Here is a 17,697-nt window from a genome sequence, read left to right as displayed (position 1 = left end):
GGCCGCGCCCGTCCGCCAGCCCGCGCCGGCGGGGCCAGCCCATCTTACCCGCGGCCCGCGGACCGCCGCTATTGCGCGAAAGCGAGTAAGGGAAAACGACCATCCGGGTCGAACAGCGCCTTGATCCGGGCATCCAGCCGGCGTCCCGCCTCCCGGGCCGCATCGTCCAACGGCGGCGCGTCGCCGCCTGCCGCTTCCCCGGCCGCCGGCACGGCCGTGAGCAGCACCTCCTGCACCCACGCCAGCGTGCCGCCGTGCCCCAGCAGCAGATGCGCCAGGTTGACCGTGGCGGGCGCCTGTGGCCGCAGCGCGTCCAGCCGGTAACGACCGGCCCAGGCGCCGCCCACGGCGCAGGCGGCGGCGTCCGGCCCCGTGCTCAGCTGGAACAGCGCCGGCACCAGCCGCTGCAGCGTGGCCGAGCGCAGCGGCCGTTCGTCGCTCTCGCCAAAAGGCCCCAAGGTTTCCTCCACCCCGTCGGCCAGCACCACGTCGGCCGCCAGGACCCCGGACTGCGCGCAGCGTCCCGCCGGCCAGGCGGCTGGCGCCGCCAGCCATTCGGCCAGCGTCATGGCGCCGGGCAGGCCGTCGAACTGCCGCAGGCCGGCTTGCGCCAGCACCGCCAGCGGCACGCCGGGCTGGGCCCGCCAGCGCGGCGTGTCTCCGGCCAGGCGGGCCAGGCCGCTGAGGTTCGCGGGATCCACCCGCAGGCAGGGACCAACGGCGGTTCCCTCCGCGCCGTCCAGCGCCAGGGCCACGCCGTACTCGGCGCACAGCACCCGGGCGTGGGCCAGGTCGCCCTCGCGCGCGGGCGCCAGCCAGCCGCGCGGGCCGTCCGCGCCGGCCTCGCCCAGGTCACGCACGGCCCCCTGGCACAACAGCGTCAGGCGCTGGATGAATCGGGCCCAAGGCGTCTGCACGGGACGCCGGCCGAGCAGGAAAGCGCGCCGGGATGGCTGCATGACTACAATCCCCCTTCTGCTTCAGATCGCTTCGAGAATCAAATGCCCCGCCTTGCCCATCGCACCAACGACTTTCTGACATTCCGAGTCATGGAACTCTTCAAGCAGGCGCAGGCCCTGCAGGCCGCGGGCAAGGACATTATCAGCCTGGGCATCGGCGAACCGGACTTTACCGCGCCGCCCCAGGTCGTGGAAGCGCTGGAGCGCGCGGCGCGTTCCGGCCTGAGCGGCTACAGCCCGACCGCCGGCCTGCCCGCGCTGCGCGAGGCCATCGCCGGCTTCTACCTCGACCAGTTCGGCGCCCGCGTCGATCCCCGGCGCGTGATCGTGACCGCCGGCGCCTCCGGCGCCCTGACGCTGGCCTGCGCCGCGCTGGTCAACGCCGGCGGCGAAGTGCTCATGCCCGACCCCTCCTATCCGGCCAACAGCAACTTCGTGCTGGCCGCCGGCGGCGTGCCGCGCCTGATCCCCAGCACCGCCGACAAGCGCTTCCAGCTGTCCGCCCAGGACGTGGCGCAACATTGGACGCCCGCCACCCAGGGCGTGCTGGTGGCCTCGCCCAGCAATCCCACCGGCACCTCGATCGCGCACGGCGAGCTGGCCGAGCTGCTGGCCCAGGTGCGCGCCCGCGACGGCTTCGCCATCGTCGACGAGATCTACCTGGGGCTGTCCTATGAAGGCCAGCCGCGCTCGGCGCTGACGCTGGACGACGACGTCATCGTCATCAACAGCTTCTCCAAGTACTTCCACATGACCGGCTGGCGCCTGGGCTGGATGATCGTGCCCGACAGCATGGTGGAGGCGGTCGAGAAGATCGCCTCCAGCCTGGCCATCTGCGCGCCCACGCTGGCCCAGCACGCCGCGCTGGCCTGCTTCACCGACGACGCGCTCAAGACCTTCGCGCACCGCCGCGAAGCCTTCAAGCAGCGCCGCGACTACCTGCTGCCCGAATTCGAGCGTCTGGGACTGCGCGTGCCGGTCAAGCCGGACGGCGCCTTCTATATCTACGCCGACATCAGCGACCTGGGCATGGACAGCACCGCTTTCTCGCAACGCCTGCTGCTGGAAGCGGGCGTCGCGGCCGTGCCGGGCCTGGACTTCGGTCCGGCCCACGGCGACCACACCATGCGCTTCTCCTATGCCACCGGCCTGGACCGCCTGGAAGCGGCCGTCGATCGCATGGGCAAGCTGCTGGGTCACTGAACCGGCGTTCGGGTTCCATGAAAAACAACGCGCCCCTCGGGGCGCGTTTTCCTGTGGCCGGGGCGCGACCGGATCGGGGTCAATCCCTCGCCAGCGCGATGCCCGAGGCCAGCGCCAGGCGCCGGCGCTCGGCCTGCACCTTGGCGCCATAACCGTTGTCGTCGGGGCCGGTTGCGCCGACGTAGCAAGCCAGTCCGCCATCGACCGAGCCGCGCCGGTTGATGCAGTCCTTCAGGATGGTGGCGCCCACCATGATGTTGGCGCCGGGATCCAGCGGATTCTTGCCAACCGCGTCGAACTTGTCCTGGTGGACGCTGGTCATGACCTGCATCAGGCCCTGCGCGCCCACATGGCTTTCGGCCAGCGGGTTGTAGCGCGACTCGATGGCGATCACGGCCAGCAGCAACAGCGGATCGAGCTGCTTGTCGCGGCCGACCTTGTACACCGTGCCCACCAGCGGGCCGGTGGCGTCATAGGCCACCTTGTACTTGCGCGAAATATAGTTGCGCAAGGCTTCGGCCTGCGGGCCGGTGGCGACCATGGCGGGCTTCTTGGGCGCCGGCGGCGCCACGCGTGCCGGCCCCAGCATGCCGGTGGCATTGCTGGCGGGCGCGGCGGGCACGGCCATCGCGATGGCCGAGGACGAATCTATGCTGAGTTCGGATCCGGTGTCGGACTCGGAACCCGCTTGCATGGATGTAGGCGCGAGGGCGGTCAACAAGGCTTTGTGCACCTGCAATGCCTGGTCGCGCAAACCAGGCAGGGCGAATCCCATGCTTACCGTCACGATCACGGCAATGCCCAGGTAGACGGAGCAAATGCGCAGGGATTCGGCAAGATAGTGGTGCACTCCTTGGGCCATGCGCCTGAACAGGCTGGCCACTGACGCATCGGGCATAAAGACCTCCTGCGTATCAAAGAGGGGGTTAATGTTAACCTCTCTGGCTGATCGAAATGTAACCAAATTGCCGGGATCTGTAGTGAAATACCGCGACCTTCGAGACTTTCTCGCTCAACTCGAACGCATGGGCGAACTCAAGCGCATCGCCGCGCCCGTCTCCACGCGCCTGGAAATGACCGAGATTTCCGACCGCGTGCTGCGCGCCTCGGGCCCGGCCCTGCTGTTCGAGAACGCGCAGCACGACGGCCGCCCGGCGCAGATGCCGGTGCTGGCCAACCTGTTCGGCACGCCGGCGCGCGTGGCGCGCGCGATGGGCGCCGACGACGTCAGCGCCTTGCGCGACATCGGCGAGCTGCTGGCCTCGCTGCGCGAGCCCGAGGCGCCCAAGGGCCTGCGTGACGCGCTGGCCAAGGTCTCGATGCTGAAGTCGGCGCTGTGGGACATGAGCCCCAAGAACGTCAAGAGTCCGGCCTGCCAGGAAGTGGTCTGGGAAGGCAAGGACGTGGACCTGACCCGCCTGCCAATCCAGACCTGCTGGCCTGGCGACGTGGCGCCGCTCTTGACCTGGGGCCTGGTGATCACGCGCGGCCCCAACGCCAAGCGCCAGAACCTGGGTATCTACCGTCAGCAATTGCTGGGGCCGAACAAGCTCATCATGCGCTGGCTGTCGCACCGCGGCGGCGCGCTGGATTTCCGCGACCACGCGATCGCCCATCCCGGCACGCCCTTCCCCATCGCCGTGGCGCTGGGCGCCGACCCGGCCACCACGTTGGGCGCGGTCACGCCGGTGCCGGACAGCCTGTCCGAATACCAGTTCGCCGGCCTGTTGCGCGGCTCGCGCACCGAGGTCGCGCAGGCGCTGGGCAGCAACCTGTCGGTGCCGGCCTGGGCCGAGATCGTGCTCGAAGGGCATCTGCTGCCGGCCTCCGACCCGCGCGCGCTGCCGCCCGCCGTGCCCGAGGGCGCCCCGCCGCCCCCGGACACCGGCTACGAGATGGCGCTGGAAGGCCCCTACGGCGATCACACCGGCTACTACAACGAGCAGGACTGGTTCCCGGTCTTCACGGTGGAAAGGATCACGATGCGGCGCAATCCCATCTATCATTCCACCTACACCGGCAAGCCGCCGGACGAGCCGGCCGTGCTGGGCGTGGCGCTGAACGAAGTGTTCGTGCCACTGCTGCGCCGCCAACTGCCGGAGATCGTGGACTTCCACCTGCCGCCCGAAGGCTGCAGCTACCGCCTGGCCGTCGTGTCGATCCGCAAGCAATACGCCGGCCACGCCAAGCGTGTCATGTTCGGCCTGTGGAGCATCCTGCGCCAGTTCATGTACACCAAGTTCATCGTGGTGGTGGACGAGGACATCGATCCGCGCGACTGGAAGGAAGTGGTCTGGGCCATGACCACGCGCATGGACCCGGTGCGCGACACGCTGCTGGTCGAGAACACGCCGATCGACTACCTGGACTTCGCCTCGCCCGTCTCCGGCCTGGGCGGCAAGATGGGGCTGGACGCCACCAACAAATGGCCGGGCGAGACCAGCCGCGAATGGGGCACGCCCATCGTGATGGACGCCGAGGTCAAACAGCGCGTGGACGCCATGTGGAGCGAGCTGGGGCTCTGACCCCGCCGGCGGGCGGCGCGCGGTCTCCCCGCGCAATCGATTGAAGCCGCCCGCGCCGCGCCTCGCGCATCCAACCGTTACAAGCCGTTCCAAACGGCCTGTGAACGAGCGCTCCGAATCCGCCGAGAGCCGCGTCCTTCCAGGCCTGGCGGCCGGTTCTTAAGACTCTCTTCAACTTTGTATGCGCCTCGTCCGGGGCTTTCTACACTGCCGGCATGATGACTGTTCCGCGACGGTCCCGGCCCGGCAAGCACTGCCGCGCCCAGCGACACGCGGGCGGTCATTCTCGAACGAATCGGCAACATCAACGCCGTCCCTGTTTTCCCCAGGGATGACGATCCCGACAGTCGTCATGCCGGCCTTTCCGGATTGAATCACCGCAGGCTCTGGCAGGCGCGCACAGACGCTCCGCCCGCGCCTCGCCCGGCCAGCGCGACCTGTCGGCATCCGCCCCGCCATTCCTGGCCGGGGCATGCGCCGGACAAGCATCCGTCCCGTCGATCGTTCGCCGCAGTTCCCCGCGCCGGGAGCACGCGCCAGTCCCCTGCCGCGTGTCGAAGCAGGCGCCCGCTGAATCGCCGCCGCAGCATGCTCGCAATCGCGACGGCGTTCAAAACATTGAATAAGAGGACTCATCATGAAGAAGGTTCTGGGATTGATATTTGCCGCCAGCGTCGTGTTGGCCGCGCCGCTCGCCCACGCCAAGGAAGCCGTTCCGGCCGCCAAGCGCGTCGAACAGCCCGCCCCCGTCAGCGTCACGCTGAGCGCCTGGTCGGTCACGCTGGACAAGGCCGGCAACGAGAGATTCAAGCGCGCCGAATCCGCCAAGCCCGGCGACGTCATCGAATACCGCGCCGAGCTGCGCAACGTCTCCCGCGCCACGCTAAAGGATCAGGCCCTGACGCTGCCGGTGCCTCCCGGCACCGCCTACGTGCCGTCCTCGGCGCGGCCGGCGCAGGCGCAGGCTCGCGCGGACGGCGGCAAGTTCGAGGCCATGCCGCTGATGCGCGTCGAGCGCAACGCGCAGGGCCAGGAAGAAAAAATCGCCGTGCCGCCCGAGGCATACCGCGCGCTGCGCTGGCCGGTGACTGACCTTCCCGCTGGCAGCAGCTTCAAGGCCACGGCCCGCGTGCGCGTGACCGACACGCCCGCCGAGGCGGCCAAGGACTAAGCCGCCCGCCATGGCGGCGCGCCCTTTTGCCGCGCCGCCCGCTACCCACATCGCGTTTCCTTCATCGCGGCGCCGGATTTCCGCGCGCCCCGGGGGACGCTTTGCGTCCGAACACGGCGGAGGGCCGCGTTCGATGGTTCCACCTCTAAGGAAATTCATGAGAGCTCTACCCAAGAAGAGCGCCACGCGCTGGCTCGGCGCCGCCGCGCCAGCGCTGGTGGCCTGGTCTTTGACCTCGGGCATGGCACAGGCGGCAACCCCGGCCGCCGGCACGATCATCAGCAACCAGGCCGCCGCGTCGTACACCGACGGCCAGGGCGTCGACCGCGTGTCGCAATCCAACGCCGTCGAGACCCTGGTGCTGCCCAAGGCCGCGTTCAGCCTGGCCAGCGACAACACCAAGCAGGCCTCGCCGGGATCCACCGTGTACTTCACGCACACGCTGACCAATACCGGCAACGCCGCCGACACCTTCAAGATCACGGTCGACAAGCCCGCCAACACCGTCGGCTCGCCGGCCTCGACCTGCGATATCTACATCGACGAGGACGGCAACGGCCTGCCCGACTCGAATACCCCGATCGGCGCTTGCGGCACGCCCTTCACCACCACCTCGGTGCTGGCCGGCGGCCTCTACCGCTTCGTCATCGGCGCCACGGTCAACGGCCAGGCCTCCACGGGCGATGAAGCCACGATCGCCGTCCACGCCAAGAGCGTCACCGACCCGGCCGCGACCGGCGCGCCCGAGCAGAACACGGACACGCTGCAAATCGCCAACGGCGCGGCGTTCAACGTGAACAAATCGTCCAACAAATCCTCCGGCCCGACGGGTTCGGTGATCACCTATACCTTCACCATCGCCAACACCGGCAACGCGGCCGGCGATCTGACCATCACCGACGCGCTCGGCAACGGCCCCACCGCGGGTCTGCGCTACGTGTCGGGCTCGGGCACCTGGTCCAACGGCCAGGGCGCGCTGACGGACGCATCGGACGGCGCAGAGAAGAGCGACGGCAACGGCGGCTCGATCGACTACCAGGCGCCCACCGAGGCGTCCAAGCCGGGCGACGTGGTGGTCAAGCTGACGGGCTTCAATCCCGGCGCGACCCAGACCGTGACCTTCCAGGCCAAGGTGGCCGACACCGCCACGGTCGGCAAGGACATGACGACCAACGCCGCCGACTACACCTGCCAGATCGGTGACGGCGGCAAGGACTGCCGCACCAACGAGGTCATCTTCGAAGTGCTGCGCGCCATGAGCGTCGTCGCCAACGGCAGCACCTCCAGCAGCGTCAACGGTTCGAACGAACCGCTGACGGTGACCGAGGCGACCGCGGGTTCGACGGTGCACTGGACCGACGTGATCTGGAACACCGGCAACGACACCGAGACCTACCAGCTGACGCTGTCCAAGGAGAACTTCCCGGCCGGCACGACCTTCATGCTGTTCCAGGCCGACGGCGCGACGCCGCTGGTCCAGGGCTTGACGCCGCCGATTCCCGCCTCGGGCTCCGCCGGAGTCTGCGCGGCGCCGCTGGTCAAGGATGCCGAGACCAACGCTTGCGGCTACCCCGTCGTCGTGCAGGCGCAGCTGCCCATGAACGCGTCCGGCGACGGCCCGTTCCAGGCCAGCTATATCGCGGCCTCGACATCCGACCCGTCGCAGACCGATTCGGTCGAGAACCAGTTGGCCAAGCTGTCGTCCGCCGCCTTCGTGCTGGCCAACGACATCTCCGCCGCCCTGCGCGGCACGGCCACGCCCCAGACCACGCTGACGGCGACGATCGGCGGCAGCGTCACCTTCCCCCTGTACGTCAAGTCCAACAGCGTCGACACCTTCGCCCTGTCGTACTCGGGCACCGACTTCAACGCGGGCATCGTCCCGGCCGGCTGGCGCGTGGAATTCCGCTCGCCCACCGCCGGCACCTGCGACGCGCCGGGCGCCCAGATCATGAACGCCCGCGTCACCGAGACGGCTGACCCGTCGGACACGACCACGCCCGACGCCACGCTGATCGCCTGCGCCGTGGTGTCCACGCCCGAAGACGCGGCCCAGAGCACGCAGAAGGTGTACTTCAAGGCCACCGGCACCTCGGGCGTGTCCAGCGCCAAGCTCGACGCCGTGACGATCAGCGCGAACCGCCAGATCTCCCTGGTGCCCAACCAGACCCAGCAGGTCGCCCCCGGCGGCAGCGTGACCTATAGCCACGTGCTGACCAACCAGGGCAACCAGGCCGAAGGCGGCACCTGCTCGGCCATGAGCTTCTCGGGCGATAACTCGCTGGCGGGCGACGGCTGGACCTCGGTCGTGTACTACGACGCCAACAACAACGGCGAACTGGATCCGAGCGACCCCGTGGTCGAATCGCTGGCCCAGATCACCGCCTCCGGCAAGTACACCGACGGCACCGCCGCCGTGGCGGGCACGCTGCCTTCGGGCAAGGGCCTGCGCCTGTTCGTCAAGGTCTTCGCTCCGTCGAGCGCGGCCGCCGGCGAAACCGACAACCGCACGCTGCAGGCCATCGTCAAGAACAGCACCGGCGCCGGCGCCTGCGCCAGCCCCGAACCGGCCGCGCAAAGCGTGGTGGACACCAGCAACGTCATGACCGCGCAGATCCGGCTGCTCAAGGAGCAGGGCCTGGACGCGAAGTGCGACGGCGTCGTCGACCTGGCTTTCAGCGCCACCCAGATCCAGGTCAAGCCCGGCGAGTGCGTGATCTATCGCGTGCAGGCCAGCAACCAGGGCGTGGACGCGGTCACCAACGTGATCATGAACGATTCGGTCCCGGCCTTCTCGACCTACGTCGACATCAAGGACTCGTCCATCTGCACCCCGGGTCAGGCCACCACGCCGGCCAATGGCGGCACCGGCTCGGTCACCTGCAACGTGGGTGAACTCAAGCCTGGCGCCAAGGCCACGATGCAGTTCAACGTCAAGCTGGACGACTGACCGTCCCTTCCCGTTCGCCTGGGCGCAAGCCCTGGCATCCGATTCGAGGCGGCTCCCGCCGGAGCCGCCTCGTCATTCCCAAAACCCTGATTCGGAAAGATTGATACGCATGCCTGTAGATTGGAGAAACTTCCTGTCTTTCCCCCAGGAGCGCGCATCCGGCGCGACGCGACCGGCCCCGGCCGCGCGCGGTCCGGGCCAGCTCGGGCGCGCCTGTCGCGCGCTGACGCTGGCCGCGCTCCTGCTGCCGGCATGGGCATCCATCTTCAGCGGCCACGCCAGCGCCCAAACCTCGATCGCGGATTCGCCGCAGGCAGGCATCATCCTGCGCACGCAGGCCGATGTCACGTTGCTGCCCGCCGGGCACACGCGGGAGGTCCGCATTCTCTCCAACATCGTCGAGGTCCGGGTCTCGCCGGTGGAAGCGTTGCTGCTCACGCCTGGCGGCTCGCGCGACGGCGTCCCCGGCGCCAGCGTGCAGATGCCGCACGTGCTGACCAATACCGGCAATATCGTCTCCGGTTATGCCTTTGACCTCAACGTCGTGGCCGGCAGCTTCGCGCCGCAAGCCCCCTACATCGTGCATGACCGCAACGACAACGGCGTCGAGGACGACGGCGATGCGCGCATCCCGTTGCACGGCCCCGCGTTCACGCTGGAACCTGGCGAGGCCGCCAGCCTGCTGGCGATCGCCACCGTGCCCGATGATGCGCGGGACGGACAGGCGGCCGTGCTGCGCCTTTCGGCCAGATCGCAGGCGCGCAGCGTGCTCACGAGCAAGAATGATGTCATCGTCGTGCGCGAAGGCGCGGCCTTCGCCTTGCACAAGACGGCCGACGCGGACCGCGCGCAGGGCGGCGACGTGGTCGGCTACACGCTCGACGCCACCAACAACGGCAATGCCGACGCCGAAGGCACGGAGACCGGCAAGGACCTCGACGGCGCCACAGGCGCGCTGCGCATCGACGGCGTGGCCGCCCGGGCCGTGCTGCTGCGCGACCGCATCCCGGCGCATACCCGGCTGGTCAGCGGTTCGCTGCAAACCGCCATCGCCGGCGCCCGGCGACTCTGGCATGCGCCGGGCGACGCGCCGTTTTCCTATCGTTCGAGCGAAGTGGCCAATGCCGACGAAGTGGCCATCGCGCTGCCGGTCGTGCAGCGCAATCAATCGCTGCGCATGGGCTTTTCCGTGCGCGTGGACGACGACCACGCCGGCCGCGTCGACAACGTCGGCGTGCTGAACTTCCACGCCGCGGCCTCGCCCGACGGCGTGCGCACGCAGCCTAGCAATACCGTGCCCGTGATGGTGGACGGTACCGAGGGCGTGGACCTGACGCTGGTCAAGACGCACGACGGCAATTTCCACGCCGGCCTGGAGCAGGCCTACACCCTGAAGGTGCACGCGGCCAACCAGCCCAGCGCCGGCGCGATCTCCGTCGTTGATACCCTGCCCGATGGCATGCAGCTGGTCTCGGCCACGGGGCCGCTCTGGACCTGCGACGCGGCCGGCCAGACCGTCAGCTGCCAGACCTCGCAGACCATCGGCCCGGATTCGCCCAGCGCGCCGCTGACGCTGGTGGCGCGCGTGCCCTCGACCGTGCTGGCAGGCCAATCCGCCGTCACGCTGATCAACCGCGCCGCCGTCTCCGGCGGCGGCGAACCCGCGGCCTTCGCCGGCAACAACAGCGTCGAGGACCCCACCGTGATCGAAGCCGGCGCCAAGCTGTCCGGCAAGGTCTGGCTCGATCTCAATCGGGACCGCCTTCACCAGGGCGGGGAACGCCCCCTGGCCGGCTGGCGCGCGCAACTGCTGCTGCCCTACAACGATCCGGCCGCGCGGACCGCCGGCCTGCGCAGCGTGGTCATCGGCCCCGGTACGCAGTACCGCCTGGTCCAGGAGGCCGTGACCGACGCCGCCGGCGCCTACCGCATGCAGGACGTGACGCCGCGCGCGGACTACGCGCTGCGCTTCCTGTCCCCCTCCGGCTACCAGTACGCCACGCCCGTGGACGGCGACAATGGCGCCGCGCAATCGGGCGCGCGCCCGGATACGGACGCCGGCATGCTGGTGGACCTGTCGATCGCGGCGAACGCCGACATCACCGGCCAGAGTCTGCCCGTCATCCCCAGCGGCGTGGTCTATGGCTCGTCGAACCGCCAGCCGCTGGCCGGCGCCATGGTGCGGCTGAGCGGCCCGGCCGGCTTCGATCCCGCGCGCCACCTGGTGGGCGGCGCGGGCAATGCCGAACAGCGCAGCAGCGACGAAGGCATGTACCAGTTCCTGCTCACATCGGACGCGCCCTCGGGCCGCTATCAGCTGCTTACCCGGCCCTCGGCCGGCTATGTGTCGCCGTCCACGGCGCTGCCGCCCCAGCCGCAAGCCCTGGTCCTGCCCACCGGCGCGGCCCCGCTGGCGGTGCAGCCGCAAGCCGCCCCGCCGCAGCCTGGCGAGGCCACCACCTACTACACCCAGTTCACGGTATCGTCCGGCAGCCGGCCCGTGGCCAACAACCACCTGCCGCTGGACCAGGCCGCGACCCAGGGCCTGCTGCTGCGCAAGAGCGCGTCCAAGAGCGTCGTCGAAACGGTGGACTTCGTGGACTACGCGCTCGAACTGAACAACCAGACGGGCGGGCTGCTGGCCGGCGCGACCTTCGAGGACCTGCCCGCCGCCGGCTTCGTCTACCAGCAAGGCTCGGCGCGGGTCATCACCGCCGCCGGCGCCAGCGCCGTCGAACCGCTGCTCACTCCCAACGGCAAGGGCGGGCTGTCGATGCGCTTCGAGCTGCCGTCGCTGCGCCTGGCCGACCAGGAAGCGCTGCGCCTGACCTATCGCATGCGCGTGAACGTCGGCGCCCTGCAAGGCGACGGCGTCAACCGCGCCCGCGCCACCAGCGGCGCGCTGCGCTCGAACGAAGCCTCGGCGCGGGTGAAAGTGGTCGGCGGCGTGTTCGCGGAAGAGGCCTTCGTCATTGGCAAGGTCACGCTGGACTGCAACCGCAATGGCATCCAGGACGAGGAAGCCGGCGAAATCGGCATCCCCGGCGTGCGCCTGTACCTGGAAGACGGCACCTTCGCCATCACCGACAGCGAGGGCAAATACAGCTTCTACGGCTTGCGTCCGCTGACGCACGTGCTCAAGCTCGACCTGACCACCCTGCCGCAAGGCGCGGTGCTGGGTTCGGCCGGCCACCGCAACAGCGTCGACGAGCAGGCCTCGCCCGCCGTCCGCACCCGCCAGGCCAGCACCCGCTTCGTCGACCTGAAGAAGGGCGAGCTGCACAAGGCCAACTTCGTCGAGCAATCCTGCGCGCCATCGGTGCGGCGGGATGTGATCGCGCGCCGCGACGCCGCCTCGGCCCAGCGAGACGAAGCCGCGTCCAGCGTGCGCCGCGACTTCAAGGCGCAGGCGCAGCTCGTGGAAACCACCGACGTGCGCAGCCGCCCGCAGACCGGCTACATGGATCCGGAGCGCGGCACGCCCGGCGCCGACCAGCCCCCGGGACGCGACGGGAAATCGCCGGCGCCGCGTGCGACGCGGACCGAAGCGGCGAACGCCGCCGGCGCGCCGGACGCCGCCACGGCCCGGCCGCTGGAGGAACTGCTGCCCGAGGCCGACCCGGAACTGGGCCTGCTCAACCTGAAGGAGGGCCAGACCCTGCCCATCGCCCAGACTTCCATCATGGTCAAGGGCCGTCTGGGGGCCGTCTTCCGCCTCAAGGTCAACGGCGCCGAAGTCGGCCAGGATCGCGTCGGCAAGAAGAGCCAGCTGCAGGACCAGGGCGTGCAGGGCTGGGAATACGTGGGCGTGAACCTGCGCCCCGGCGTCAACCGCATCCAGGTCGAACAGCTGGACGGCATGGGCAACGCGCGCGGCAGCGCGTCCGTCAGCGTGATCGCGCCCGGCAAGCTGGCCCGCATCGAACTGAGCGCCCCCGAGCGCCCCATGGCCGACGGCCGCACGCCGGCCAGATTGCGCCTGCGCCTGACGGACCGCGACGGCGTGCCCGTGACGGCCCGCACCCAGGTGACGTTGAACGCCACGATCGGCCAGTGGCAGCTCGAAGATCTGTCGCCCGCCGAGCCCGGCACGCAGATCTTCGTGGAAGGCGGCCAGGCCGAACTGCCGCTGACGCCGCCCGCCTCGCCCGGCGAGGGCCATGTCGAAGTGCAGGCTGGCAATCTGCGCAAGAAGATCCCGCTGGTTTTCGTGCCGGAACTGCGTCCGATGATCGCCGCCGGCATCGTCGAAGGCAGCATCAGCCTGAACCAGATCGACTTCTCGAAGATGGAGCCGGTGCGCTCGGGCGACGTGTTCGAGCGCGAGCTGCGCGCGCACAGCCGCTCGTTCAACGGCGGCAAGGGCTCGGCCGGCGGTCGCGCCGCGTTCTTCCTGAAGGGCAAGATCCGCGGCGACTATCTGCTGACCGCCGCCTACGACTCGGAAAAGACCACCCGCGACCGCCTGTTCCGCGATATCCAGCCCGACGAGTACTACCCCATCTACGGCGACTCGGCGCAGCGCGGCTTCGACGCGCAAAGCACCGGCCGCCTGTATGTGCGCATCGACAAGGACAAGTCGTACCTGCTGTATGGCGACTACACCACCGCCTCGTCCGACACGGTGCGCCAGATCTCGCAATACTCGCGCTCGCTCAATGGCGTCAAAGGCCATTACGAGACGGACATCCAGGGTCGCAAGGTGGAAGTGACCGGCTTCGCCGCGCACGACACGCTGCGCCAGATGGTCGAGGAATTCGCCGCCAACGGCACCTCCGGCCCGTTCCAGCTGCGTCACGGCGATCTGTACCTCAACAGCGAGCAGGTGGTGGTGCTGACGCGCGACCGCAACCAGCCGTCGCTGATCCTGCGCAGCGAGACCAGGCAACGTTTCGTGGACTACGAACTCGAACCCTGGACCGGCCGCTTGCTGTTCAAGGCGCCGATCCCCAGCTTCGACGCGGACCTGAACCCCAACTCGATCCGCGTGAGCTACGAAGTCGATTCCGGCGGCGAGGCTTTCGCGGTCTATGGCGCCGATGCGCAGGTCCAGGCGACCGAGAAACTGCGCGTGGGCGGCGTCTACGTGCGCGACGAGGATCCCGGCAAGTCCTTCGGCATGCGCGCGGTGACGGGCGAATACAAGTTCGGCGAGCGCACCACGCTGTCCGCCGAGCTGGCCAGCACCCGCAACGGCGACAGCAGCCTGCTGGACAGTCAGCTGACCGGTCAGCCCGGCGGCCAGGGCGAGACGCCGGCCGTCGCGCCCGGCGCCGACCTGCTGGGCGAGCACTCGGGCAGCGCCCGCCGCGTGGAGTTCCGCCACGAAGGCACGGACCTGAACGTGCTGGCGCAGTACGCCAGCGCCGACGAGGGTTTCGACAATATCTCCGCGCCGGTCTCGCAGGGCCGCACCGAGATCGCCGGCAAGGCCGAGTACCGCATCGACGAACATACCGCGCTGCGCGGCGAGATCCGCAGCAGCGAGGACGAGCGCTACGGCAGCAAGCGCGAAGGCGCCACCGTGTCGGTGGAACGCCGGCTGAGCGAGACCGTGGTGGCCGAGGCCGGCATGCGACGCTATGCGGAAACCGTCGCCGACAATGGCTACATGGCCGAACAAGGCGTGGCGCCGTACTCGGGCACCACCCTGCGCGGCAAGCTGAGCGTGCAGTGGCCGACCAACCCGAACGCCGTCGGCTACCTGGAATACGAACAGGATGTCAGCGAGTCCGACCGCCGCGTCGCGGCCGTGGGCGGCGAGTACCGGCTGGGTTCCGGCGGGCGGGTCTATGGCCGCTACGAATTCCTGTCCAGCCTGGGCAGCCTGTATTCGCTGAACGATACGCAGCGCCGCTACACCGGCCTGTTCGGCTTCGACACGCAGTACATGAAGGACGGTTCGGTGTTTTCCGAATACCGGATGAACGATGCCATGGACGGCCGCAGCGCCCAGGCCGCCGTCGGACTGCGCAACCTGTGGAGCGTGACGGATTCCTGGCGGCTGGGCACGACTTTCGAAAGCACGCGCCCGCTGTTCGGTCCCGAACGTGGAGACACTGGCGGCTACGGCGGCGCCTTCTCGATGCCCGGCGACTACGCCAGCCTGAACGAAAGCTCGGTGGCCGGCACGGTGGCGGCCGAGTACGTCGGCAGCGAGCGGATGAAGTTCAGCACGCGCCTGGAAGCGCGCCGCGCCACCTCGCTGGACAGCTATCTGCACACCGCGGCCGTGGCCTACAAGCTGTCGCCGGACTGGACCCTGCTGCTGCGCAACGGCGTGCAGCTGGACAAGGGCCGCGACGGCAACGCCGGCGACGCCACCCGGCTGCGCCAGCAGATCGGCGCGGCCTACCGCCCGGTGGACAACGACCGCTTCAATTTCCTGACGCGCTACGAGCATCGCGCCGAGCGCCTGTCGGGCGCGGCCAGCAGCTACCTGGCCGGCTCGGCCAGCGGCCTGGACAGCCAGTTCCTCGCCAATGGACTGCGCCAGGACACGCACATCCTCTCGGCCCACGCCAACTGGCAACCGATCAGCAAACTGACGCTGTCGGGCCGCTACGCCTTCAAGTGGACCACCGACGAATCCAACGGACTGTCGTCGAAGAACTGGGCCCATCTGGTCTACGGTCGCGCCATGTGGGACCTGGCCCGGCGCTGGGACGCCGGCGTGCAGGCCTTCGCCATGACCGGCAAGGGCGGCGCGCGCCAGACGGGTTTCGGCGTGGAAGCCGGCTACATGGTGACGCCCGACGTGTGGGTGTCGGTGGGCTACAACTTCAGCGGCTTTCGCGAGACCGATCTCGCCGGAGACGCGCAGACCAACCGGGGCGTGTTCCTGCGCCTGCGGATGAAATTCGATGAATCGCTGTTCGACGGAGCTGGGCAATGACGATGCAGGCCACAAAGAACCGCCGCCCGCGCAAGGCGCACTGGCTGCCGGCGCTGATGATCGCGGGCGCGCTGCTCATGCCCGGGATGGAGCAGGCGCATGCGCAATCGCGCACCATCGTCAACACCGGCTTTGACAAACTGATGAATGGGGCCAGCCCCACCCCGCCGTCGAACGGCGCGCTCTACCTTGACGATGCCCGCTGCACGGTCGGCGTAGCTGGCAAGTGCCTGGCGGGCTGGCTGTCCACGCATCCGGCCCATTTTGAGTTCGGGCACATGATTGAGGCCGGCTCAAGCATGAGCACTTATGGCGTCACGCCCAACAGTGGCACAGCCTTTGTCGAACTGAACGCGGCGACCCGTTCTCGCCTCTATCAGAACATCTGCCTGAAATCCGGTGAATCGATCCGGCTGTCCTATTGGCTGTCGTCCAGAAATGGCACCGACGGCAATGGCGCGCACGATAGCCAGGTCCAGGCCGGCATCTGGCCGCTGAATCATGCAGGTCCGCTAGGCGGGGCGATCATGGCCGTCCCGTCCAGCGTGCGTCCGGGCTCGCAGCCCGGCTGGAACGAGGAGACCGCCGTACTGACACTGCCGGCATCCTACCCGTCAGGCATCTATCAATTGGGTTTCGAAGCCATCCTGCCGCAGGGGAATTCCAGCTACAGCAACCTGCTGGATAACGTCACTATTCCCATCAAGCCCCTGATCGACCTGGGCGGCAGCCAGACGAATGCCATCGTGGTCGAAGGCACCGAGTCGCCCACGATCAAGGTTCGTATCAATGGCCGCGTAAGCGCGCCAATCCGGCTGGTGTTCAAGGCCTCCGGCACGGCCACGCCCGACGAGGACTACCGGTTGGGCAAGCCCGCCGGCCTGCCGGGCTCGGCCCCAACCCTGGAACACAAGAACGGCAGCGATACCTGGACGCTGTTGGTGCCGCAAGGCGAGTACCACGGCGGCCTGTCGACAACCGTGGGCGGCGGCGTCATCAGCCTGCCCTTCGAGGCCCTGGCGGATGAAGCCGCCGAAGACAACGAGACCGTGGTCTTCACGCTGCAGGCGCCAGGCGTCAACGGTGCATCTCCCTCGCTGGACTGGAACATGGAAGATCCGATCTGCAGCGGCACCGGTGATACCGTCAAGCAGGCCAGCTATCTCATCAAGGAAACGGTACCCACGATCAAATTCAGCGGCACGGTATACAACGACCAGAACGGCAACGACGCGCTGGATGAGCAGGAAAACTGGACCTCGGTGGAGCCGCTGGCCTCGAACGTCTACGTCAACCTCGTGCGCAAGAACGAAGTCGTGTCCTCGCAGGCAGTGGCGCCCGGCGCGGGCAGCTATCAGTTCGCCGCGCCCAGCGATACGGACTACACCATCGTCCTGTCGGACTCCCCCGCCAATCCGTCTCCTACGCCCCCGGTCTACTGGCGTTTCAAGAGCCCGGCGTCCGGCATTCTCGGCCCCTATTCCGAGGGCCAGGATACACAGGACTTCGGCCTGACGCCCGCCACCGACGCCTCGCTGTCCAAGGCGTTCGACCAGATCCGCATCCCGCTGCAAGGCAAGGCGAAGGTCATCTTCAAGCTGAAGAACAGCAACAACGGCCTGGATCAGCACGATGGCCTTGCTTTCACCGATCTGCTGCCAGAGGGCCTGGTGATCGATGGACAACCCCAGGCCGCGCAATGCGGCGGCACCGTGACGGTATCCACCCAGAACGGCCGCTCGCGCCTGCGCTTTGCCGGCGGCAGCCTGCCCAAGGGCGTCAGCAGCTGCGACGTGACCGCGACCGTGCTGGGCCAGACCCTGGGACTGAAAACCAATGACCAATCGAATCTGAGCGAGGTCTCATCCAACCTGGCCGTATCGGTCAATGCCAGCATTCGCGTCGGCCTGAACTACGACGTGGAGGGTGCGGTCTACCGAGACGCCAACGCCAACGGCCATCTCGACGCGGAAGAAGGCGGCGTCGGCGCAACG

At 68.7% G+C, this 17,697-nt stretch carries 8 protein-coding genes and 1 pseudogene; 6 read left to right on the top strand and 3 right to left on the bottom strand.

Annotation, left to right across the window (positions count from 1 at the left end):
* Positions 1–68 precede the first annotated feature (68 nt).
* On the bottom strand, positions 69–959 hold the full coding sequence (locus AC6LJ5_RS16590; protein WP_498141052.1) for an FAD-binding protein: 891 nt from the start codon (positions 957–959) through the stop codon (positions 69–71).
* A 42-nt stretch (positions 960–1,001) separates the two neighbouring features.
* On the opposite strand from AC6LJ5_RS16590, the gene AC6LJ5_RS16585 reads away from it, so the two are divergent.
* Positions 1,002–2,162: a pyridoxal phosphate-dependent aminotransferase gene (locus AC6LJ5_RS16585; RefSeq protein WP_498141051.1), complete on the top strand. Its 1,161-nt coding sequence runs from the start codon at positions 1,002–1,004 to the stop codon at positions 2,160–2,162.
* Positions 2,163–2,241: 79 nt separating this feature from the next.
* Here the strand turns inward: AC6LJ5_RS16585 and AC6LJ5_RS16580 are convergent, their stop codons facing one another.
* On the bottom strand, positions 2,242–3,060 hold the full coding sequence (locus tag AC6LJ5_RS16580) for a lytic transglycosylase domain-containing protein (RefSeq protein WP_103275851.1): 819 nt from the start codon (positions 3,058–3,060) through the stop codon (positions 2,242–2,244).
* 82 nt (positions 3,061–3,142) lie between these two features.
* Between AC6LJ5_RS16580 and AC6LJ5_RS16575 the strand changes: the two genes are divergently transcribed.
* The 4 genes from AC6LJ5_RS16575 (at position 3,143) to AC6LJ5_RS16560 (ending at position 15,703) form a co-directional block, all read left to right on the top strand.
* A complete protein-coding gene (locus AC6LJ5_RS16575; RefSeq protein WP_498141050.1) occupies positions 3,143–4,687 on the top strand; it encodes a UbiD family decarboxylase in 1,545 nt (514 codons plus the stop codon).
* A 637-nt stretch (positions 4,688–5,324) separates the two neighbouring features.
* Positions 5,325–5,858, top strand: coding sequence for a hypothetical protein (locus AC6LJ5_RS16570; RefSeq protein WP_498141049.1), 534 nt, complete (start codon positions 5,325–5,327; stop codon positions 5,856–5,858).
* A gap of 157 nt (positions 5,859–6,015) precedes the next feature.
* Complete coding sequence (locus AC6LJ5_RS16565; RefSeq protein WP_392409170.1) at positions 6,016–8,808, top strand: hypothetical protein; 2,793 nt, start codon at positions 6,016–6,018, stop codon at positions 8,806–8,808.
* A gap of 109 nt (positions 8,809–8,917) precedes the next feature.
* Positions 8,918–15,703: an SdrD B-like domain-containing protein gene (locus AC6LJ5_RS16560; protein WP_498141048.1), complete on the top strand. Its 6,786-nt coding sequence runs from the start codon at positions 8,918–8,920 to the stop codon at positions 15,701–15,703.
* A gap of 614 nt (positions 15,704–16,317) precedes the next feature.
* Here the strand turns inward: AC6LJ5_RS16560 and AC6LJ5_RS16555 are convergent.
* Positions 16,318–17,388 (bottom strand): hypothetical protein, encoded by a 1,071-nt coding sequence (locus AC6LJ5_RS16555; RefSeq protein WP_498141047.1) that lies wholly within the window; start codon positions 17,386–17,388, stop codon positions 16,318–16,320.
* Between AC6LJ5_RS16555 and AC6LJ5_RS16550 the strand changes: the two are divergent.
* Positions 17,272–17,535 (top strand): annotated as a pseudogene (locus tag AC6LJ5_RS16550) (DUF7933 domain-containing protein); the annotation flags it as partial. The gene AC6LJ5_RS16555 and the pseudogene AC6LJ5_RS16550 overlap by 117 nt on opposite strands.
* Between the last annotated feature and the right edge of the window lie 162 nt (positions 17,536–17,697).

The sequence above is a fragment of the Achromobacter sp. 1011791174 genome, from assembly GCF_059760925.1.
Note: the sequence above shows the minus strand (reverse complement) of the source record. Positions and strands in the feature narration are given on the sequence as shown.

What these genes read in the sequence shown, in the direction of transcription:
- AC6LJ5_RS16590 (WP_498141052.1), bottom strand. Translation starts at nt 959, where the DNA reads ATGCAGCCATCCCGGCGCGCTTTCCTGCTCGGCCGGCGTCCCGTGCAG.
- AC6LJ5_RS16585 (WP_498141051.1), top strand. Translation starts at nt 1,002, where the DNA reads ATGCCCCGCCTTGCCCATCGCACCAACGACTTTCTGACATTCCGAGTC.
- AC6LJ5_RS16580 (WP_103275851.1), bottom strand. Translation starts at nt 3,060, where the DNA reads ATGCCCGATGCGTCAGTGGCCAGCCTGTTCAGGCGCATGGCCCAAGGA.
- AC6LJ5_RS16570 (WP_498141049.1), top strand. Translation starts at nt 5,325, where the DNA reads ATGAAGAAGGTTCTGGGATTGATATTTGCCGCCAGCGTCGTGTTGGCC.
- AC6LJ5_RS16565 (WP_392409170.1), top strand. Translation starts at nt 6,016, where the DNA reads ATGAGAGCTCTACCCAAGAAGAGCGCCACGCGCTGGCTCGGCGCCGCC.
- AC6LJ5_RS16560 (WP_498141048.1), top strand. Translation starts at nt 8,918, where the DNA reads ATGCCTGTAGATTGGAGAAACTTCCTGTCTTTCCCCCAGGAGCGCGCA.